Origin of the sequence: Shewanella indica (assembly GCF_002836975.1) — a bacterium.
Lineage (GTDB): Bacteria > Pseudomonadota > Gammaproteobacteria > Enterobacterales > Shewanellaceae > Shewanella > Shewanella indica.
This window is the reverse complement of the sequence record NZ_NIJK01000027.1, coordinates 49,830-68,998: the sequence shown is the minus strand read 5'-3', so window position 1 is coordinate 68,998 and position 19,169 is coordinate 49,830. Positions and strand designations below refer to the sequence as shown.

Annotated in this window: 20 protein-coding genes; 8 read left to right on the top strand and 12 right to left on the bottom strand. The window is 50.5% G+C overall.

Annotated elements, in window-relative coordinates; all coding sequences use genetic code 11:
• The first annotated feature begins 35 nt into the window (after positions 1 to 35).
• Together CX650_RS07310 and CX650_RS07305 are read left to right on the top strand one after the other, a co-directional pair.
• Entirely contained in the window at positions 36 to 845 is an 810-nt protein-coding gene (locus CX650_RS07310; protein WP_039033132.1) for a class I SAM-dependent methyltransferase, read from the top strand.
• Between the two features lie 108 nt (positions 846 to 953).
• Entirely contained in the window at positions 954 to 2,957 is a 2,004-nt protein-coding gene (locus CX650_RS07305) for a TonB-dependent receptor plug domain-containing protein (protein ID WP_208622109.1), read from the top strand.
• A gap of 84 nt (positions 2,958 to 3,041) precedes the next feature.
• On the opposite strand, the gene CX650_RS07300 is transcribed toward CX650_RS07305, so the two are convergent.
• Together CX650_RS07300 and CX650_RS07295 are read right to left on the bottom strand one after the other, a co-directional pair.
• Positions 3,042 to 3,602 (bottom strand): PepSY-associated TM helix domain-containing protein, encoded by a 561-nt coding sequence (locus CX650_RS07300; RefSeq protein WP_101095445.1) that lies wholly within the window; start codon positions 3,600 to 3,602, stop codon positions 3,042 to 3,044.
• Positions 3,592 to 4,062: a DUF4920 domain-containing protein gene (locus CX650_RS07295; RefSeq protein WP_101095444.1), complete on the bottom strand. Its 471-nt coding sequence runs from the start codon at positions 4,060 to 4,062 to the stop codon at positions 3,592 to 3,594. The genes CX650_RS07300 and CX650_RS07295 overlap by 11 nt, the downstream gene beginning before the upstream one ends.
• A gap of 281 nt (positions 4,063 to 4,343) precedes the next feature.
• Here CX650_RS07295 and folM point away from each other — a divergent pair, with 281 nt between their 5' ends.
• Entirely contained in the window at positions 4,344 to 5,051 is a 708-nt protein-coding gene (gene folM / locus CX650_RS07290; protein ID WP_200887981.1) for a dihydromonapterin reductase, read from the top strand.
• A gap of 1 nt (position 5,052) precedes the next feature.
• Here folM and CX650_RS07285 read toward each other — a convergent pair whose 3' ends face one another.
• The 4 genes from CX650_RS07285 to CX650_RS07270 all read right to left on the bottom strand — a co-directional run bounded on the left by CX650_RS07285 (position 5,053) and on the right by CX650_RS07270 (position 9,774).
• On the bottom strand, positions 5,053 to 5,940 hold the full coding sequence (locus tag CX650_RS07285; RefSeq protein ID WP_101095443.1) for a universal stress protein: 888 nt from the start codon (positions 5,938 to 5,940) through the stop codon (positions 5,053 to 5,055).
• A 124-nt stretch (positions 5,941 to 6,064) separates the two neighbouring features.
• The gene (locus CX650_RS07280; RefSeq protein ID WP_101095442.1) at positions 6,065 to 7,039 is read right to left on the bottom strand and encodes a LysR family transcriptional regulator; all 975 of its coding nucleotides are present in this window, start codon (positions 7,037 to 7,039) and stop codon (positions 6,065 to 6,067) included.
• Positions 7,040 to 7,193: 154 nt separating this feature from the next.
• A complete protein-coding gene (locus CX650_RS07275) occupies positions 7,194 to 7,952 on the bottom strand; it encodes an outer membrane protein OmpK (RefSeq protein WP_101095441.1) in 759 nt (252 codons plus the stop codon).
• 43 nt (positions 7,953 to 7,995) lie between these two features.
• Positions 7,996 to 9,774 carry an aryl-sulfate sulfotransferase gene (locus CX650_RS07270; RefSeq protein WP_101095440.1) on the bottom strand — a complete coding sequence of 593 codons (1,779 nt, stop codon included), beginning with the start codon at positions 9,772 to 9,774 and terminating at the stop codon, positions 7,996 to 7,998.
• A gap of 334 nt (positions 9,775 to 10,108) precedes the next feature.
• Between CX650_RS07270 and CX650_RS07265 the strand changes: the two genes are divergently transcribed.
• Positions 10,109 to 10,729, top strand: coding sequence for a thiol:disulfide interchange protein DsbA/DsbL (locus CX650_RS07265; protein WP_229799901.1), 621 nt, complete (start codon positions 10,109 to 10,111; stop codon positions 10,727 to 10,729).
• Between the two features lie 11 nt (positions 10,730 to 10,740).
• Positions 10,741 to 11,343 carry a disulfide bond formation protein B gene (locus tag CX650_RS07260; RefSeq protein WP_101095585.1) on the top strand — a complete coding sequence of 201 codons (603 nt, stop codon included), beginning with the start codon at positions 10,741 to 10,743 and terminating at the stop codon, positions 11,341 to 11,343.
• A 66-nt stretch (positions 11,344 to 11,409) separates the two neighbouring features.
• Here the strand turns inward: CX650_RS07260 and CX650_RS07255 are convergent, their stop codons facing one another.
• Together CX650_RS07255 and CX650_RS07250 are read right to left on the bottom strand one after the other, a co-directional pair.
• A complete protein-coding gene (locus CX650_RS07255) occupies positions 11,410 to 11,829 on the bottom strand; it encodes a VOC family protein (RefSeq protein WP_039033140.1) in 420 nt (139 codons plus the stop codon).
• Positions 11,830 to 11,880: 51 nt separating this feature from the next.
• Positions 11,881 to 12,483: an NADPH-dependent FMN reductase gene (locus tag CX650_RS07250; RefSeq protein ID WP_101095439.1), complete on the bottom strand. Its 603-nt coding sequence runs from the start codon at positions 12,481 to 12,483 to the stop codon at positions 11,881 to 11,883.
• A gap of 138 nt (positions 12,484 to 12,621) precedes the next feature.
• On the opposite strand from CX650_RS07250, the gene CX650_RS07245 reads away from it, so the two are divergent.
• Positions 12,622 to 13,260: a helix-turn-helix transcriptional regulator gene (locus CX650_RS07245; protein WP_101095438.1), complete on the top strand. Its 639-nt coding sequence runs from the start codon at positions 12,622 to 12,624 to the stop codon at positions 13,258 to 13,260.
• The gene (locus CX650_RS07240) at positions 13,250 to 13,963 is read left to right on the top strand and encodes a 16S rRNA pseudouridine(516) synthase (protein ID WP_101095437.1); all 714 of its coding nucleotides are present in this window, start codon (positions 13,250 to 13,252) and stop codon (positions 13,961 to 13,963) included. Before CX650_RS07245 ends, CX650_RS07240 begins: the two co-directional genes overlap by 11 nt.
• A 15-nt stretch (positions 13,964 to 13,978) precedes the next feature.
• On the opposite strand, the gene CX650_RS07235 is transcribed toward CX650_RS07240, so the two are convergent.
• Positions 13,979 to 15,061 carry a methyl-accepting chemotaxis protein gene (locus tag CX650_RS07235; protein WP_101095436.1) on the bottom strand — a complete coding sequence of 361 codons (1,083 nt, stop codon included), beginning with the start codon at positions 15,059 to 15,061 and terminating at the stop codon, positions 13,979 to 13,981.
• 137 nt (positions 15,062 to 15,198) lie between these two features.
• Complete coding sequence (locus CX650_RS07230; protein WP_039033145.1) at positions 15,199 to 16,734, bottom strand: MFS transporter; 1,536 nt, start codon at positions 16,732 to 16,734, stop codon at positions 15,199 to 15,201.
• A 336-nt stretch (positions 16,735 to 17,070) separates the two neighbouring features.
• Here CX650_RS07230 and CX650_RS07225 point away from each other — a divergent pair, with 336 nt between their 5' ends.
• Positions 17,071 to 17,328 (top strand): putative hemolysin, encoded by a 258-nt coding sequence (locus CX650_RS07225; protein WP_208148945.1) that lies wholly within the window; start codon positions 17,071 to 17,073, stop codon positions 17,326 to 17,328.
• A gap of 24 nt (positions 17,329 to 17,352) precedes the next feature.
• Here CX650_RS07225 and CX650_RS07220 read toward each other — a convergent pair whose 3' ends face one another.
• Positions 17,353 to 17,766, bottom strand: a complete 414-nt coding sequence (locus tag CX650_RS07220; protein WP_101095434.1) for an acyloxyacyl hydrolase — start codon at positions 17,764 to 17,766, stop codon at positions 17,353 to 17,355.
• Positions 17,767 to 17,922: 156 nt separating this feature from the next.
• Positions 17,923 to 18,924, bottom strand: coding sequence for a tryptophan--tRNA ligase (gene trpS / locus CX650_RS07215; protein ID WP_101095433.1), 1,002 nt, complete (start codon positions 18,922 to 18,924; stop codon positions 17,923 to 17,925).
• Positions 18,925 to 19,169 lie beyond the last annotated feature (245 nt).

The window sequence follows — 19,169 nt, the reverse complement described above, 5'->3', positions numbered from 1 at the left end:
TGACGGGAGCGCTAAATTTTAAGCAAGGTGATTTCATGATAATAGAAGAGCTGGACTTTGCCGCCATGTACCGCGAGCACCTGCAAAGGGCTGAACGTAGCCACAAGAGTGCCGAACATTGGGACAAGCGCGCGGAAAAGATGGCCGAAAACTGCGCCAGACCCAAGGACAGTTACTTGGAGGGCTTTTTTAAGCTTATGGACTTGAGTGATTGCGACACGCTTTTGGATATGGGCTGTGGCCCTGGCTCAGTGTGTCTGGGGTTGGCCGACAAGATGCAGGCCGTCTATGGCCTGGATTACAGCAGCGGCATGTTGGAAGTGGCCAAACGCCGCGCCGATGCGGAAGGTTTGAGCAATGTCACTCTGATTAAGAGAGCCTGGGAAGATGATTGGAGTGATATCCCCGTGTGTGATATCGCAGTAGCGTCGCGCTCGACTCTTGTGGGCTGCCTCAAGAGTGCCCTGGAAAAGCTCAATCGTCAGGCCCGCAAAAGGGTTTATACCACACATACAGTCAGCTCAACCTTTATCGACCCCGCCATTATTCAAGCCATAGGTCGTAAGGTGGTGACTCTGCCTAACTATCTGTATGCGGTGAATATTTTGCAGCAGATGGGTATTAAGCCCAAGGTGGACTTCATCGAGTCCAGTGGTTGCATGAACCAGGCTGAGAGTTACGCTCAGTTTGAAGACAACGTTGCCTGGTCGCTGGGGCCGCTGGATGAACCCGAAAAACTGCGGTTGCAAGAGTATTATCAGCGTCATAAGCAACAGGACAAACCGCTGCGAACCGGCGATCGCAGCTGGGCCATGGTCTATTGGGATGCGACTCCCCTGTCCTGAGTCAGAGTCTGATTAGTTATTGCCCGGACTCGCACCGAGCTCCGGGTATTTTTTTAATTATCGATATATAGAGATTTATATATCGATTGGATGTTGAAGGTCTGTAGTATGAAACCAAAGCACTATTACTCTATTCTGCCGCTGATGCTGGCTTCTCCGTTGGCGCTTGCCGATGGCAGCGTGGCTGAACCTGAGAGTAAAAACGAAACCAAAATAGAAAGGATCAGTGTCTGGGGCAGCCCGATTGCCGCCAATCAGGACAGTGTCAATCAAGACACCATCAAGATGCTGAATAAGCAGAACGTGGCAGAGGCGCTGAATATTATTCCCGGGGTTAGCCTGCAAAAATCCGGTCGTCGTAACGAGGTACAGGTTAAGGTTCGGGGTTTTGATAGTAGGCAGGTACCGCTGTTTTTTGATGGAGTCCCGATTTACATCCCCTATGACGGTAATCTGGACTTGGGGCGTTTTTTGGCGTCTGATCTGGCCTCGGTGGAAGTCTCCAAGGGGTATGCTTCTTTGCTGCAGGGACCGAATATGATGGGCGGTGCCATCAACCTGACGACCCGCAGACCCAAGAAGAGCTTTGAAGCACAACTGAGCGCTTCTCAAGGTTGGGCCCGTGGAGAGGACAACGGTTATAGCCTGGATGCCAGCCTGGCCGGCAGTAATGATTGGGGCTTTATCCAATTGAGCGGCAATAAGCTGGACAAAGACTTTGTTGGCCTGTCCCACGATAACGACAACCCGATCGCCGGCAGTGACGGCAAACGCGCCAACTCGGCATACAGCGATAGCCGCGGCACCGCCAAATTGGGGCTGACTCCCAATGAAACAGACGAGTACATTTTTACTTATATCCGCCAGGAAGGGGAAAAGAACAGTCCGCCTTATGCCGGCACTGAAGCCGATATTCGCCCTACCTATTGGCAGTGGCCGCAGTACGACAAACAGAGCTTTTACTACAGCGGCTATACAGAGTTCACCCCCGGGGTTGTGCTGCACAGTCGCCTCTATCGCGATGAATTTGAAAACACCCTGAGGATATACAAGAGCCTGAAAAACCTGCAGCAACAAAAAGGCCCCTACAGTCATTATGACGATGCCAGCAATGGTGCCGGTCTGCAGCTCAGTATCGATATGCGCAAAGACGATATCTTGTCGTTTGCCGCTCACTGGAAGGAAGATCTGCACAAGGAACAGGGGGAGCCAGGGGGGGAGTTTGACAAGTACAAGGACAGAACCCTGTCGGCGGCAGTGGAGTATCAATGGGCCCTGAGAGAGAACCTGGATCTGGTTGGGGGCATCAGCTATGACTCCCGCAAGAGCCTTGAAGGCTACAAACATGAAAAGGATGGCAGCCTGACCCGCTATGAAGACAACTCGCAGCACGCTTTCAATTGGCAAGTGATGGCCCGTTATGAGTTGGATAACCTGGATACACTGCAACTGTCTCTATCCCAGCGCAGTCGCTTTCCGACATTGAAAGAACGCTACACCACTTTCAGGCCCGCCTATGGCCAAACTGCCATAGTCAACCCGCATTTGGAGCCTGAGCGGGCGACTAACCTGGAACTCAGTTATCAGACAACTCTGGCCGCTAACTGGCAACTGGACAGCAGTGTCTATTATAACCGGGTGTCCGATGCGATTTTGACCCATAACATCACCCCGACGCTTATCCAAAACCGCAACAGCGGCAGGGTAGATTACAGCGGGCTGGATCTGGGGCTTTATGGCGATCTCAGCGATTGGGCCAGTGTAGGCCTGAGCTACAGCTATATTCACGCCGATGTTGAGGATGAACAGCTTGATGTTACCGGCCTGCCGGATCATCAACTCTTTGCCTGGGTTAAGCTGACTCCGCTGGATAAGCTGGACATCATCCTGAGTCAGGAAGCTCGCAGCGACAGCCTCTGCAGCTCCAGAGGCACTCAGGTAGCCAGTGGCTTTGGCGTGACCGGCATCCGCTTCGATTACCGTCTCTGGCAGGGGCTGAGTGTTAATGCCTCGGTCAATAATCTGTTTGACCGCAACTACGCCTACAGTGAGGGCTTCCCCGAGGAGGGACGTAACTATTGGTTGGGAGTGGAATACCGTTTCGGTCGTTAAGCTCTTCAAGGGGACAGAAAACGGAAGAACCCGGCTATGACCGGGTTCTTTGTTATCTGCTAGCGTTTTTTTGCTTAGAGAGCGTTAGCGCAGCAGAATAAACAGCAATGGCAGTAGGATACCTGTGAGTGTCAGCCAGGTCTTGCGGCTTTTCATCACGTTACTGCTACGCAACATCACTAGCGCAGATAATGCCAAAAACAGCAGCATGGCGGCATAGATGTCGGCAATCCAAGTCCAGGCGTCACGGGCATGGTTGAGGTGCAGATAGTTGAGCGCCTGCAACAATGGCCTGTTGTTTACCATCTCGGCCGAGACACTGCCGGATACCAGGTTGGCGCTCAGTTGGCTGCCATCTTTGAGAAATAGTTGGTACTCGGTGGCGCTGGCGCGGTAACCGCTGCGGATATTATCCTGCAGTGAAAAGTGCCTGCTCAACAGGCTTTGAATGTCACTGTTACCCAGTGAAGGACTCAGCCCTTCGACACGGCTTTCGCTTTGGGTTATCTGATAGTTGGGGTTCCAGTCATTGATATGATTGACGGCAATTCCCGAAATGGCATACACCAGAGTCATGCCTATGCACAGATACCCTATGTCTCTGTGTAATAAACGTATCCTTTTGCGCAGCTTATTATTCAGCATCACGGATCTCGACCCCGTATGGATGCAACTGATAGAAAGTCACGGCTTGAGTAATAGACTCGGGATCGAAAGGTTTGTTGTGTTGCAGGGCCTGATGTCCGAGATAAGCGCGGGTTTGTTCGAGATCCAGCTCAATTGCCTCTAAAGCTCCGGTAGCATAGGCTTTTTGCCCTCTGGCACTGATGGGAAAGACCATCTCACCGTCACGAACCTTGATTCTCAAACGATCAAAGCTGTCGTCGGTTGCCAGCTCCATCCAGCAGCCTCGCTTACTGCACACTGAGACTATGGTGCCTTCCACTGTGAGTTCCTTACCCAGATAGTCATTCGGCGATGCCATCAATGTGGAAATGGGCACTAAGATATTCAGATCGACCGCTTCGCCAAACAGGCTGTTGGCACTGTAGGCCAGAGGGGAAATAAACAGGGCTACCAATAAGATTAACTGATTGAGACGCATGGGAGTGACCTTTGTAGTTGAATTTTTAATTGATAATACTGGGTATTTGTATGGCGATACTGTTGAAGCGAGCACAGGTGTAGCAGTATTTATGGCTTTGAAATTCAAATATGCGAGCGAGTTGGCACTTTGCCGATTAGTCAAGGTTATCTGTTTATTTTCATAGGGTTTCCAATATGTTCAGATTAGCATCTGCGCCCAGTTTAGAGCACTGTCCGAGACTGGTCAGAGTGCGGCCTAACGTGAAACAATAGTGTGACTGACACATGAAAGGAAAATACATGCAGCCTATTTTGATCACCGGCATAGGAAAGCGTCTGGGACTGGCAATGGCCAAGGATTTGATGGCTCAGGGCTACCCACTTATCGGCACTTATCGCAGCCACTATGCTGCTATCGACGATCTCAAGGCCGCGGGCGCCGAGCTGTATCGAGTGGATCTTTTGCAAAATAGCGAGATCAAAGCCTTTATTGCCGAGGTAAAAAGCAAGCATGAGTCTCTGCGGGCAATCATTCACAACGCCTCGGATTGGATGCCGGAACGGCCTGACATAGATGCCGCAGAGGTTTTTGACAGCATGATGCAGATCCACGCCTCCGTGCCCTATCAGTTGAATCTGGCACTGGCGCCGCTACTGCAGACAGATGAGATAGGCAGCCGAGATATCATCCACATCAGCGATTATGTGGCGCAGAAGGGCAGTAAGAAGCACATAGCCTATGCCGCCAGTAAGGCGGCGCTGGATAATTTAACCCTGTCATTTGCCGCCAAGCTGGCGCCGGGTGTCAAGGTCAACGGCATAGCACCGGCACTGATGCTGTTCAATGAGCAGGATGACACGGCCTACCGGCAAAAGGCGCTTGCCAAGGCATTATTGCCTAAAGAGGGCGGCGAGCAGGAGATGCTGACCGCGGTGAAGTATCTGATGACCAGCCGCTATATAACGGGCCGCACTCTATCACTTGATGGTGGGCGGCCGCTGAAGTGATTCAATGCAGCAAGGGGCAACTGGGTTTTAACGCCAGTACATCGCAGCGCAGTTGATTGAGCATCTGCTCTGAGGCGTGGCCGTTGAGTTCACTCAACAAGCCCCTGTGCTCTGCCGCCCCCATGACAACTATGTTGCTGTGCCATTTTTGAGCGGCTTCCGGCACTACATGATCCGGCATGCCGCTGGCCAGATGCAACTGTTCGTCACTCAAAGCCAAAGGCCTGGCAACCTGTCGCAGTTTATGCCATTGATTGTCTTTCAGTGAGCGACAACCGGGTAATAGGTTATCGAAGGCCATGCTGATGTCGGCTTCCTGATAGCAATTGAGCAGATGTAATTTTTGTTTAAGTAATCCGGCAAATTCATTGGCTTGTTGCAACAACCTGTGATTGAAATGGGCATGATCTTCCGTGTCTTCATCCAGCTCCAAAGCCGTCAGCAACGACCCTTGTTGTTCCCAGGGAGAGTCGCTGACAAACATCACCGGCAGAGACACACGTTGCAGCAGTTGCCAGTCATAGGTATGGCCCAACTCACACTGCAGGGCTGAGTAACTGTGATGTTCTACCAACAGCAGATCGTAATGTGCTTGTTTGAGCTCAATAAGAATGGCGGTAGGCAGATCTTTGGCCTGACATTGCTTCACGCAAAGGTTCAACTCTCTCGATGGATAATGGGGGCGTTTTTCCCTTAGATGGGAAACCAAGGGCTGGGGATGTACTTTTTGCTGTAACCACTGACCAATACCCTGATACTGGGGGGTTTTGACTCTGAGCAGTGTGAGCTCGGCATGGCTGGCATTGGCCAGTTGCACCGCCTTTCTCAGGGCCAGTTTTCCTCTATTGCTGTCGTCTGAAACGGCCAGCAGGCGTGTAAAGACACTCATGACGCTATCCTCGAAGCCAAGTCTAATCTTGGCTTCGTATAAGTCTAGCTATACCAGGCTGCGCCATCAGATCCTTTTGCTCTTGAAACGCCTGTCAATAGTGGCTTTTGCTCTGTTTGGTTGCTTAGACTTGATTGCAGATCAGTGACTCCAGCAGCTGATATTTACAGCAGACAAAATGACGGAATGATTCGCTGATAAAGCTGATTAACCAGTCGGACTCCACTGAGCCGTAGCGAGCGGAAGAGATATACAGTTTATAAATAAACTCGACATCGGATAGACTGCTTGGTGCTTCCAGTACACAAAGCTCAGTACCTATTTCTTCCAGAGGGAAAGCCAGTGCCGAGGTATACACCAGGGCGTTACTGCTCTTGAGGACTTCGATTATCTCACTGATGCTGCTAATTTTAGCTCTGATCTTGAAGTGTGGAAATTTGAGCTTCATGGTCTTTTCGATCAGGGATTGACCATAAGAGTTGAAACCGCACAAGTCGTGCAATACCACGGGGAAATCCAGTAGATCCTTTAGATCAATATGTCCTTTCTTCGCCAGGTAATGATCATGACGCATAAAGAAATACCTGCAACAGGGTAGCAGATCTACCTTGTAGAGAGAACTGAGCGAGGTTTGGTTAACGTGAATGCCAAAGTTGATAGAGCCGGTGAGAATTTCATCAAAACTATTTTGATTCCAACTGCGGGTACAAAGTACCATTCTAGGAGCGATTTGATTGGCTTGTTCTATTAACTCTGGAAACCAGTTGCAGATAGTATTATCGGCCGCAAGCCAGACTTCCTTATCGATATTCATAGGCGAAAAGTCACAACTGTTTAGCAGATCATCTTCAATTCTTAATATAATATCCTGAACAGTGCTTTTAATTTTGTTGCACTTTTCTGTTGGGGTGAAGCCGTACTTTGTTCTGACAAACATTTCGTCATTAAATATCTGTCTTATTTTTTTTATATGATAGCTGATTCCAGATTGAGTCAACCCTAATTCTTGAGCAGCAATACTGGCATTTCCATGCTCCAGGATAAGCCTTATTAGCTGAAGGTGAATTAGTGATAAATTGTTTATGTCGGCTTTATTCATGGTTGGCTCCCCTTTTTATACAAGATAGTATATAAAATGGAGATTTACTGTGACCCGCGTCCATCAAGAGTGATATGTATTTTAACATTGCCAAAGGTAATAATGTGATCCTTATTACCTTTGGCATACTTTTTGTGTTGTTTATTTGTTTTTTTTAAAATTGATATCCTAACTCAAATAACAGTTCTCCTCCATGATGAATTGAACCACCCCAAGCATCTCGATACTTATATGCCAATGAAGCTGAGGCTTGAGGTAGGAGTTGATAATCCAACCCCAAAATTGCTTGATAACCAGAATCCCGATAAAGGAAAGTTGTTACTTGTTCATCACTGCGATCAAATTGGGTTTCAAAGTAAAATTTACCCAGTAATTCCTGAGTTATAGGATATGCTATCTGCACCACTGCGGCATAACCACTGCTGCCATTAAAGTCTTGCTTAGAGGCATCCATATCGCCCCAGGCGTAATGGGCGCCAATCGCCATGGTTCCTTTAAGCTTCTGCCACTGAATGTCGTAAGACAAGCCGTAGTAGAAGTTTTCTTCGGTACGGTGTTTATTGTTGGCCGTAAAAGACTGCAGCCAAAGGTTAAAGGAACTATCTCCCAGATTGTAGTCCAGCTTTAGCCAGGACTTGACGGTAGCGCCGGCCTTTTCGCCTTGCTGATTGTCGTTGTCGTCCAGGGGGTTTTCCAGTGTCAGCCAAGCCGCAAAATCGCCCCAACTGGCGCGGGTAGTGTTGGTAAAGCTGAGGTAACTCTGACTATAGAGATTAGGGTTGTTGTCCTTGGCATCCAACAGGTGTTCATAGCCGACTTTGATGCCATTTTGTTGTTGGAATACCTCTGCTTGGGCTGTGGGGATCAGCAGCAACAAGGGCAATAGCCGCAGTAATGAAGTCCTTACTAACATAGTGTTACCTTAGGCCGGGAAGCTCCCGGCCGTTAGAGTCAAATCAACGTCCGAACATCTTCGCCGGTTCAATAAACAGGCCGCGATAATGGGGCTGGCCCGCCTTGTCGGAGAGAACGTCGATTTCCAGTTTCACTTCCTTGGTGCGGTAATCAATCTCATTGAATTTGCCTGTGACTCTGCCGGGCTCAAACAGATTGATAGAGCCACCAAAACCAAAGATGGTGTTGTGGTCGGCAACGTATTCCACGTTGGAAGTGATAGGGCTATACCACTCGTAGCCCCGTTCTTTACCGTATTCCCAGATTTGCTGCACTGTCATATTGTTTTCGTCGATTTTGTATTCCACAAAGCGACTGTATTTCTGGGTGGGTAAAGCGGGTTGGGTATAGTGGCGACCATCACCGTTATCAAACACAGTTAAGGTGCCTTTGCTGCTCAGCCAGGCTGTGTGCTGGGTATAGGTGAAGTCAAAGTCGCCTTGGCAATCACCTTGCTCAGAGCAAGCAATGGCCTTGCCTTTGGCATCGACGGGCTTAAGGAGCTTTTTGGCCAGTTCTCCCTTCCAGCCTATGCTGGGGGTGAGGATCCATTTGACCTGTTTATCGCGGGTGATCTTCACTACCCCTTGGTGGCGCAGCGACAGAATGATGCCGTCATCTTTGGGATCGTAGGAAATGGAGTTGACGTGGGCCCAGTTACGACCTGCGGCTATACCTGGAATATCGCCATAGGGCGCATCTATCTTCATTTCACCGGCGGCTTGACCGGCATGGTCGAGATCCACGTTGACGCAAACAGCGCCCATATCCAAGGCCTTGAGCAAGGCATCACGGTAGGGATCGAGAATCTTATTGAGATCCCAGACATCAACCAAATTCCCCTGTTGGTCTACCTCGAGGATATGGTCCCTGACGGTATGCACCTTGTCCCCTTGTGGGTTGACATAGTTGGTCTTGGCGCCCCTGAGTAATAGGTTGCCATTGGGCATGGTTATGCTTTCATGGGACAAGTCCTGATAGCCCCTTGGGATCTTGAAGTCGACTATCTTACCCATCAAGTCCAGATATCCGAAATGTTGACCTTGGACAAAGCTCAGATTACCGCGGCCATCCTTTCTCAATCCCATCAGATAGCCGCGCTTGTTTACGTCGATATCACGGCCATTATAGGTGGCATCCTGATCCAACCACCAACGTGTTTCACCTTGTGTATCAATGATATAAGTAAGAGGGGCCATGTCGAATGTCATGGCGCCCAATGCTGGGGTCGACTCGAAAATACCGGCATCCTTCCCCTTGACTCCGGACCAGTGCAGATCTGAACCTTGGAATACCATGGTATGAGAGTTCACCATTAACAGTCTGTCTTTAAAATTTTTATCGACTTTCTTGACCTTTACTTCCTGCATCGAAGTAATATTACGGTTATCTATGTACTTGTTCTCGAGTGCACTGGTGAGAATTTCATATTTATCGCTATATTTCTTACCATCTAGAGTGAAGTTAACACTGACCTGATTCTTATAATCGGCATACAGACCGAAAATAGGAATACCGTCATGTCTGTTAATAGTTTTGGGACCAACCGGATAGGAAATACTGACTCCATTCTTACCTTTTCCGGCCACGGTAACGCTAACATCGGACACTCGCTTGCTACCCAAATCGACTAAGGCAGTGAGTGGCGAATTACCATAGGGGTTGACAATAATCCCTCCTAAGTTTCCAGCTGGCGGTGCTGGGTAAAAACCAGCAGCAGAGACAGAGGCTGATAAACCAATACCTAATACCACAGCCAATGAAGTGAGTGACTTTTTCATATCATCATCCTTTGTTTTTAATAGACGCTTATTAATTAAGTTGAACGGAGGAATTTAATTTGAGGTCATAGTCACATTTAGCATTTTTAATGTTTGGTTAATATTTTGTTTGTGCTCTTGTTTGCGTCTTGACTTATCACTTCAAAAAATTTGATTTACCTTATTGGTTTGTTTGTAATCCATTATTTTTTGAAATCCATATTGGTTTATTTGAATTCTGTTGTTTATTTTGTTGTTACTCACAGTGTTATTAATTATCTGGAGTGGCTTGTTGTGATTGGTTTTTATATTGGCATTATGGGGTTGAATCTGATTGATGGATAAGAGGTCGAAAATGAAATTTATTAAAAAAATTGTAGTGGGTGTTTTTCTACTGGGAAGCTGCAATGCAATGGCATTGGATTTGGAAGAAGGAAACCATTATCAAGTTTTACCTGAAAATGTTCAGTTTCAGGCTAATAAACAGGTAACCAAAATTTTTTCTGTCAACTGCCCGTTCTGCTACAAGTATGAGAAGTCTGTTGTTCCCGGAATGGTTGGAAATTTGCCTTCCGGCGTGGATTACGATGCTTATCATATTTCCAGTAAATCGCCTTTTGGTGCTGAGGCTTCTGAGGTTTTAGCGGTGGCCAAGGTGTTAAGTGAAGACAAATATAAAGCTGCCAAAATGGCTTTATATGCCAGGATCCACGATAAGAAGGCCAAGTTTACCAGTGGTGATGAGCTCATCCGTTTTGGCTTGAGTCAGGCTGGGATCTCGCAAGAAGAGTTCAACCGTCTCAAGGGAACCCCTGAAGTGAAACAACTCTTGGCCAAGTGGGACCAAGGGATTGCCATCGCCAAAATCCAGGGGATCCCGGCGCTGGTGGTCAATGGCAAGTATTTGATCAATACCAAGTCGATTCGCAGTATGCCTATGCTGGACGAAATGATCCTTGAATTGTCCAAGAAGTGAGGATAATGCAGATGAATCTTGTTAGCCGTTTGTTTGGGGAGTTTAAGCAGGCTCCTTTATCAACCTTGGGCCGCTGGCAGGCCCAGAGAGGTGTGTGGTTGCTGATGGCCGGAGCTGCGCTGTTTCTGTTGTTGTCGGCAATGGGGTATTTCCAGTGGTTCTTGGCGATGGATCCCTGTGAGCTCTGTGTTTATATTCGTTTTAGTCAGTGCTGTATCTTGATTGCCGGTATTGCCATGGCGATTAAGCCTTCCAGTCAATGGCTCAAGGTCTTGGGATTGGCGCTGGCTTGGTATGGTGTGATCCAGGGGATGCTCTGGTCAGTTGAGCTGCAACAGATACATGCAGCTGCGCACATGCTGGATGGTGGCGATATCTTTGCTACTGGTGGCGGTGGTGCCGCTTGTTCAACCGAACCGCATTTCCCCTTGGGGTTACCGTTGCATGAATGGTTACCCTATGAGTTCGCGCCGACAGGGGGCTGTGGTGAAGATGATTGGACCTTGTTGGGAATGAATATGGCTGATTATTGCATCATAGCCTACAGCATTTTCAGCCTGGCGCTGGGTGCCGTCACCCTGGGCTGGTTGTACAGTCTGTTTGCCAAGAAGTGAATCAAGGCGGCTCCCCCAGCCAGTGAGCGAAGGCGAGGGAGCCTGTAAGGTTATTTTTGACTGCCCTTAGCTAGGGCGATTGCGCTGTTTTGGCAGATCGCTCAGATACTGGACAAACTCCACTTCAAACCCGGCCGGGTCGATAAAGTACACATTGCGGCGCCAGGGCTCGTCAGCACCGTCTTTATCTATGCTATAGCCTGCGTCCTGCAGGCGCTTGATCACTCCGTCTATGTCTGCAGTGACAAAGGCGAAGTGGGCCAGCCCGGGTTGATGACCGCTCAAGTCGCGGTTATTGCCCTCACCGTTATCGCTGAAAGCCAGGTATTGATAGTCATCACCGAAGTGGAGCCATTTTCGTGGCTTGCCATACCAGCTTCCTTCTCCTTGGCAGCGGATCTGCCAGTGAGGAAAGGCGGCGCGGTAAAAATCCAGGGTCTTGGGCAGGTCTGCGACCACCAGGTTCAGATGTTCCAGTTGTATCATTTGCGTTCTCCTTGGTATTTGCCCTTTTTCCTTCTTATTCGGGCCTTTTGTTTACATGCCGTAGCAATATTCCTGTTGTTTGGGAAAGGGGGCGTCCCTGTGGGCAAAACGTATCTGTGCCAGTGCGGCTGCATACTGGGCCAACATATGCAGGCTGTAGCCGATCCTTTCTCTTAATCTGGCATCGCGGATGCTGTCGCATTCGGGGTTGAGCATTTTCTCGACATCGCGGACGATCAAATGATCCGGCACCGCCACCAGTTTGTTGTTTTTCATGGCGTTCATTCTCAATTCACTGATGGGATAGGCGCCGCTTATGCCTGAGACAACTGCAACCAGCAGCACAGGCTTATGGGCCGTATGTTGGCTGTCACACATCAGCAGAAAGTTCTTCAGTAAAGGTGTCGCCATGCCGCCCCATTCCGGAGTGATAAGCACCAGAGCATCGGCTGCTGTCACCTTGGCTTCTATCTGTTGCCAGTCGGCGCCCTTGTTTTGTTGTTCACCATCCCAGAAGGGAAGATTGAAACCGCAGAGCTCCAAATGCTCCGCCTCTGCGAGCTGCTTGGTCTTTATTTCCCGGGTGATGAATTCTGCGACCTTGGCACTCTGGGATTGGAAACGTTGGCTGGCGCTGACGACTAGGTATTTCATGTTAAGTAAACCTTTTTGTTTATTTATTTTTTATAAGGTATGTGCTTTACTTAATAATGTAAAGATAAAATAAACAAAAAAGTTTATTTATTCTGGATGCGGCGTCCTGATCCGGGCATAATCAGCGCTGGAGGTGCCATGAAGACCACAGACAAGATAGTCGACATTCTCAAGTTGAACGGAGCCCAGACGGCCCAGAGCCTAGCCGCTGAGCTGGGGCTGACCAGTATGGGGGTGCGTCAACATCTGCAAGCCCTTGAAGCCGAGGGGCTGGTGCGGACAGAAGATAGAGCCGAAGGCCGCGGCAGGCCTGCGCGTTATTGGACGTTGACCGAGCAAAGTTGCTCGCTGTTTGCCGACCGTCACGATGAGCTGAGTCTGCAACTGATAACTTCAGTGCGTCAGGTCTTTGGTGATGAGGGCTTGGATAAACTCATCAGTCACAGGGAGCAGCAGAGCCTCGAGAGCTATTCGAGCCAGATGGCCGCTGCCGCTTCCCTGGCCGACAAGCTGGAATGCCTGGCCGAGATCCGAAGCCGTGAAGGCTATATGGCGCAGATTGAAGCGGACAGTACCGGCTTTTGGCTGCTGGAAAACCATTGCCCCATTTGTGCGGCGGCCACGAGTTGCCAGAACTTTTGTCGCTCTGAGCTGGCGTTGTTCCGGCAGTTGCTGGGGCCCGAAGTGGAGATCAGTCGCCGCGAACACATTTTGGATGGTTCACGTCGCTGCGCTTATCGGATTGAAGCTAAAGGCGCCTTAAACGATGCGCAGTAAGAGGGGACGGCTGGACAGGTTTCTCGCCGGGCAGCTGAATATTCCCCGTAAACAGGCCAGGCAATTGCTTGCCGATGGCCGGGTTTGGCTCGATGACGAGCAGGTGTTTGCCGCAGACAGGCTTATCCATGAGTTCAGTCATATTCGTCTCGATGGGCAATGGCTGCAGCGGCAAAACCCTGTCTATTGGATGCTGAACAAGCCTGCCGGAGTAGTGAGTGCCACCCAGGATCCCGAGCATAAAACCGTGCTCGACTGCCTGCCCCCGGCGGCATTGGTGCCAGGGCTGCATATCGCCGGCCGCCTGGATAAGCAGAGTACCGGACTGGTGCTGCTCAGTAATGATAGCCGCTGGACCCAGGCGTTGACCCTGCCTTCATCGAGTAAAGCCAAGCGTTATCGGGTGCGTCTGGCCAATCCGCTGGATGACACTTATATTGAGGCTTTCAGGCGCGGATTCTTCTTTGAGTTTGAAAACGTCATCACAGCGCCGGCCGAGCTGAAAATGTTGGCAAGCCATGAGGCCGAGGTGATACTCACGGAGGGCAAGTATCACCAGATAAAACGCATGTTCGGCCGCTTTCGTAACCCTGTGCTGGCGCTGCATCGCAGTCAGATAGGTCAGATAGTGCTGGATGACTCTCTGGCCGAGGGCGAAGCCAGAGAGTTGACCCGGGAAGAGGTGGAATCGGTCGCTTACTGACGATTTTACTGACGGCTACTGAACTGCGGCGATAATGCTATCTATGGCCAGTACCACCTGCATACTGGCATCTTCCATCCGTTGCAGTGCCATTACCTGCTCTGTGGTGTTGCCGGCTGCGGCGTGTTGCAGCGCCAGGCGGCCATTCTCGTGCACCAATGCATGCGGCGCTTCCAACTCGCGGAAACCCGGGAGTGAGCTATAGAGGCTGGCGCCTTGTCCTTCGTAGTACCACTTACCCAAACGGCAGTCATGGTGGCTGTTTACCGGCTGATCAAAACACTGGTTTTGCAGCAGTTCATAGATATTCTGCTTCCATACCGCATGATCCAGCTTGGTGGTGTTGAGGAAAGACACTGTCGCGGCATGGCTGATCACCTGTTGCATCTGCGCCGATTGCGCCAATACCTGAGTGACCACAGTGTCTATCTGCACCGCCGAGCTGGCCACTTCATCGGCGCAGCCTTGGTTGTCATCTGTCAGGGTTCGTATGCTTTCTGACTGAGTGATGATCTGTTGCACCAACTGCTCTATCTGTTGGCTGGCGTCACTGGCCTTGGCCGCCAACTGCCGGACTTCATCGGCCACCACCGCAAAGCCGCGACCTGCCTCTCCGGCGCGGGCGGCTTCGATGGCGGCATTGAGTGCCAACAGGTTGGTCTGTGCCGAAATGCCCTGAATGGCGCTGACAAACTGGCTGATGCTTTGGGTACTGGTATCCAGTTGCGCCACTGTTCCCAGGCTATGCTGTGACTGTGAACTGAGCAGATGGGCTCGCTCTCCCAGCCTGGCAACGGCGCTGCGGGTTTGCTCGAACAGGGCGTTGAGTTGCTCCAGTTTGCTTTGCTCCTCAAGCAGACGTCCGGCGTCTTCGGCCATGGCCTCGCGTACCGATTGCAACATGAGCCCGCCCTGGTTCTGGCAGGCCAACATGGCGGCGAAGTCGCGGTTTTGCGCCAGTGCCTGGTCCCTTTCCTGTTTAAGCTGCCCCAGTTGTAGCTGCAATTGCTCCAGTGTCGCCTGGTGCTGCTGGCTCTGTTCTTCGAGCCGCTGTTTCAATGAATCTATCTGCCGGTGAAGATGATGGTTAAAAAGCATAAAACTTCCTTGGATACAAATGGTTGCATTCTATTTATGGCTATTTTAAGCATAGGATTTGGCCCGTTCCCTTGGCGGGATCAAGCTCTCATTTACAATCAATATATAAAAACGCCACCCTGAGGTGGCGTTTCCAATCAGGCTTGGGCTTGCTGCATTCTCAGCAGCCACTTACCGTAGATATAGATGCCGACGGCGGAAATGGTGCCTATGGCGCCTATGATGTACCAGGCCATGCCTATGTTGTGGCTCTGGTAGAGGATCTCGGTCAGCTCGCGGCCACTTTGGCCGGTGAATTCAACCAGTTTATGAAAGGCTTCCCCCTGCGGAATGGCAGCTACATCCTTCTGTGACATGCCCTTATCCAGTAGCATCTCACGGGAGAAGATCTCTTTGGAGGCAAAGATCTCATAGAGTTTGGGGCCGAAATAGCCTTCCAGGCCCCAGCCTATGCCCTGTGGCAACATCACAAAGCCGAGGTACATGGCCTTCTTGCCTTCGGGGGCGATATTGCCCATAAACTCGTTCTTCTTCGGGCTTATCATCATTTCGCCGAGAGAGAACATGGCGATAGCCAACACGATAAACCAGGCCGCATGGGTGGCACCGATCAACACAAAGGCAAATATAGACAGTAGACAGCCGGCCAGCATGGCGCTGGTGATACGGTACTTGGCGGTCAGAGCGGCTATCAGGAAGCAGCTGGTCATAATCAGACCCGCGTTGAGGTTGAGCATGCCTTCCGGCATGACCTTGGTACCTTCGTTGTTCAGCCCGAGCCAGAATTGCAGTATGCCGTTGCTGGTGCCTTCAGGGCCAAACAGGCTGGTGACAATCACGCTGGTATCCACCCATTCGGCGATATGAATAGGCAGCACGTCAAACAGGGAGTTGAATAGGAACCAGAAGCCGGAAAACACCAGCATATAGTAGATGACTACCGGCTTTTTCAGCTCGCTCCAGGCATCTTTCCAAAGCATCTCCTGCTTGAGTTCACCGGACTTGATCTTACGTTGCCGTTCCAGGCGTTGCTCTTTACCCGGCTCTTTGTACGTCAGCAGGAACAGGAAGTTGAGCGAGATAATGGCGGCACAGGCGTAGAACACATTGTCCCAGGACAGCTGCCGCATATGCACTGCCACCAAGGGGCCAAGGAAACCACCGATATTCACCACCTGATAGAAGATACCCCAGGCCATGGAGGTGTTGTTACGGTTGGTGGACAGCACCAACGTTCCCTGGATGCCGGGCTTGAAGATGCCGGTACCGGCCGCCAGCAGCATGGCACCGAACAAAAAGCCCCAGAAGCTGGGGAAGAAGGCCATACAGAGGTAGCCACAGATCTTGATGATGGTTGAGGCAAAGATGGTCTCTTTGTAGCCGACCCTATCTGAGATCCCGCCGGTAAATACCGGCACAAAGGTCTGCAGCAAGGCCCAGGCTGAGATAATGATGCCGTAATCGCTGAGGCTGATACCTAGGCCGCCTTCGGAAGCCGGCGCCTTGGCATAGAGTCCGGCACTGGCCTTAACGCCGTAGTAGGCGATACGTTCAACCAGTTCCATACCGCCGACCAGCCAGAAGATATAGCTTAAACTGGCGATGGAGGCCCACATTCCCAGTTGCTTGACTTCGCGCAGGTCATTGCCTGCACAGGAGTTGGAGTCGCTCATACTCTTCCCTTGTCTGTATTATTATGTTTGTAGGTCTTTTATCAATTGCAGGCTAATGCCTTGTATCAAAAAAGATGATAACCGCGACACTTTACCCGCTTTACTGTCAAACACCAAAAAACAAGCCTGATCAAATTGGAAAAATCATGATCTGCCTGGCAAAAATTGCTGCTTACTTTTAACAATATTCATAACTTTCAAATCATTAACTTGGATAAGTGGCTCATTTGCTTGCAGACCTTGCTATCTCCTTGTAGCTTGGAGTTTGTTTGAGCTGATACTGGAAAGTCTGCGGTGGCAATTGGGCGCGCCCAAGGGACTGAGCAAGGAGCCAAGATGCGAGTATTAACTGTAATGATTGTGGGCACTCTGCTGCTGTTGGGGGGCTGCTCTGAAGAGGCGGCAAAAACCGGGTCCGAGAGTCTGAAAGATACTGTGGGAAGCCCTAATCCGGCAGCGGTATTTTGTGTCGAATCCGGCGGTAAGCTGGAGCTGGTTCAGGAACAAAAAGGCACTGTCGGCTATTGTCACCTGCCGGATGGCAGCATTGTGGAAGCGTGGGCCTATTTTCGGGCCAATCATCCGCTAAATTGATTGGCCCGCTCCCCTAAAAGGGTGTTAGAAACGGTAGCTATAGGCCAGGTTGACAAAGTCGAGCCCTGGGTTGGGTTTGCTGAGGCCCGCATTGGAATAATGCAGGTAGGTGATGGAGCCTGTCTGTTTGCGCTCACGGCCAAATTTGAAGGCAAAGCCTATCCCGGCCTCCAGATAAAAGTCCAGCCATTGTCCCCTCATCAGCGGGTATTTCAATATGGGTGACATGGCCAGCAGATGATTGACATCATGCTGGTTATTTTCGCCGCATTCCCAAAAGTTGATACTGGCTTTCAGGGGCAGTTCAAAATTTCCACTGATAGGTTTCAGGGTATCCAGATACAGCTGATAAGCCAGTTTGCTACCCTTGGCCTGGCCTTCTCCATGGATATAGTTGATTGCCACACTTTGTTCGGCGGCGTTGGCATAGCTTGGCATGATACAGCACTGCAATAAACTGCCCAGTAAAAAACAGCCTGGCTGGATAGCGCTCGCAGTATCAAGGTTAGTATGAGTGCCAACAGGGGGAGTTGTTTCTGTGAGAGGCTCAGCCAAGTGCCGGGCTTATAGACTCTTGGCTGAGTGAACAATCGTTTAGCGAAGCAGATTAAGCCCGATGGCGGCTTTGACATCTTGCAGTACGGCATCACTGATGGCTCTGGCTTCTTCCGTACCTTTTTGCAGTATCGCCAGCAGTTGCCCTTTGTCTGCCAGGGCTTGCCTGCGCCGCTCCCGCATGGGCGCGAGTAATTCCTGCAGGCAGTCGTTGAGTATCCTTTTGCACTTCATATCGCCGAGGCCGCCTCGGCGATAATGGGCTTTGAGCTCGGCTACCAAGGGCTTGTCCGGATGGAAGGCATCGAGATAGCTGAATACTGTGTTGCCCTCGACTCTACCCGGATCTTCTACTCTCAGATGGTTGGGATCCGTATACATGGAAAACACCGCTTGCTTGAGTTCATCACTGCTCATTCCCAGTTCTATGGTATTGCCAAGGGATTTGGACATCTTGGCTTTACCGTCGAGTCCCGGGAGACGGCCTGTGTCACTGAGAATCGCCTGACACTCCTTGAGCACTTCAGCCCCCACCAGGTTGTTGAAGCGACGGACGATTTCATTGCTTTGCTCCAGCATGGGCAACTGATCCTCACCTACAGGCACATGAGTGGCGCGAAAGGCGGTAATATCAGCGGTCTGGCTGACGGGGTAGACCAGAAAACCCGCCGGTAGGCTGCGCTCAAAACCTTTTTGCTGGATCTCCGCCTTGACCGTGGGATTGCGCTCAAGCCGGGCAACCGTCACCAAGTTCAAGTAGATGCAGGTGAGTTCCGACAGCGCCGGCAGTGCGCTTTGCAGGCAAAAACGTGTCTTGGCCGGATCCAGCCCGGCCGCCAGGTAGTCGGCCATGACTTCGAGAATATTGTCGGTCACCTTGGCCGGGTTATGGCCGTTGTCGGTCAAGGCCTGATAGTCGGCAATCATCACGTTCTGATCGAACTCGTCCTGAACCTGGACTCTTTGCCTGAGTGAACCGACATAGTGGCCGATATGCAGTTTGCCTGTGGGTCTGTCGCCTGTGAGTATGATCTGTTTCATCTTGTTCTCCTTGAAATTGCCGGAGCCATAAGACGTACAGATACACAAAGGCCGCCTTATGGCGGCCCGGAAGATATGATTTTACCTATGTTTAATCCTGACGCCGCCGGTTTGGGCTGCGCCACCAAGTCTGTTGCATGAGCAATGAGTCGATTGGGGAATACATGGGGTTAATCAAAATGTGTTTAAAGACCCAAGGATAGTAAAGCCTTGGTCTGTGGTATGCAAGTCACTAAAGGGAGGTT

Coding starts and splice junctions, on each gene's coding strand:
- CX650_RS07220 (WP_101095434.1), bottom strand. CDS start 17,766: ATGCCAAGCTATGCCAACGCCGCCGAACAAAGTGTGGCAATCAACTAT.
- trpS (WP_101095433.1), bottom strand. CDS start 18,924: ATGAAACAGATCATACTCACAGGCGACAGACCCACAGGCAAACTGCAT.
- CX650_RS07250 (WP_101095439.1), bottom strand. CDS start 12,483: ATGAAATACCTAGTCGTCAGCGCCAGCCAACGTTTCCAATCCCAGAGT.
- CX650_RS07230 (WP_039033145.1), bottom strand. CDS start 16,734: ATGAGCGACTCCAACTCCTGTGCAGGCAATGACCTGCGCGAAGTCAAG.
- CX650_RS07280 (WP_101095442.1), bottom strand. CDS start 7,039: ATGAATAAAGCCGACATAAACAATTTATCACTAATTCACCTTCAGCTA.
- CX650_RS07275 (WP_101095441.1), bottom strand. CDS start 7,952: ATGTTAGTAAGGACTTCATTACTGCGGCTATTGCCCTTGTTGCTGCTG.
- CX650_RS07265 (WP_229799901.1), top strand. CDS start 10,109: ATGAAATTTATTAAAAAAATTGTAGTGGGTGTTTTTCTACTGGGAAGC.
- folM (WP_200887981.1), top strand. CDS start 4,344: ATGCAGCCTATTTTGATCACCGGCATAGGAAAGCGTCTGGGACTGGCA.
- CX650_RS07225 (WP_208148945.1), top strand. CDS start 17,071: ATGCGAGTATTAACTGTAATGATTGTGGGCACTCTGCTGCTGTTGGGG.
- CX650_RS07260 (WP_101095585.1), top strand. CDS start 10,741: ATGAATCTTGTTAGCCGTTTGTTTGGGGAGTTTAAGCAGGCTCCTTTA.
- CX650_RS07245 (WP_101095438.1), top strand. CDS start 12,622: ATGAAGACCACAGACAAGATAGTCGACATTCTCAAGTTGAACGGAGCC.
- CX650_RS07235 (WP_101095436.1), bottom strand. CDS start 15,061: ATGCTTTTTAACCATCATCTTCACCGGCAGATAGATTCATTGAAACAG.
- CX650_RS07310 (WP_039033132.1), top strand. CDS start 36: ATGATAATAGAAGAGCTGGACTTTGCCGCCATGTACCGCGAGCACCTG.
- CX650_RS07300 (WP_101095445.1), bottom strand. CDS start 3,602: ATGCTGAATAATAAGCTGCGCAAAAGGATACGTTTATTACACAGAGAC.
- CX650_RS07305 (WP_208622109.1), top strand. CDS start 954: ATGAAACCAAAGCACTATTACTCTATTCTGCCGCTGATGCTGGCTTCT.
- CX650_RS07240 (WP_101095437.1), top strand. CDS start 13,250: ATGCGCAGTAAGAGGGGACGGCTGGACAGGTTTCTCGCCGGGCAGCTG.
- CX650_RS07285 (WP_101095443.1), bottom strand. CDS start 5,940: ATGAGTGTCTTTACACGCCTGCTGGCCGTTTCAGACGACAGCAATAGA.
- CX650_RS07270 (WP_101095440.1), bottom strand. CDS start 9,774: ATGAAAAAGTCACTCACTTCATTGGCTGTGGTATTAGGTATTGGTTTA.
- CX650_RS07255 (WP_039033140.1), bottom strand. CDS start 11,829: ATGATACAACTGGAACATCTGAACCTGGTGGTCGCAGACCTGCCCAAG.
- CX650_RS07295 (WP_101095444.1), bottom strand. CDS start 4,062: ATGCGTCTCAATCAGTTAATCTTATTGGTAGCCCTGTTTATTTCCCCT.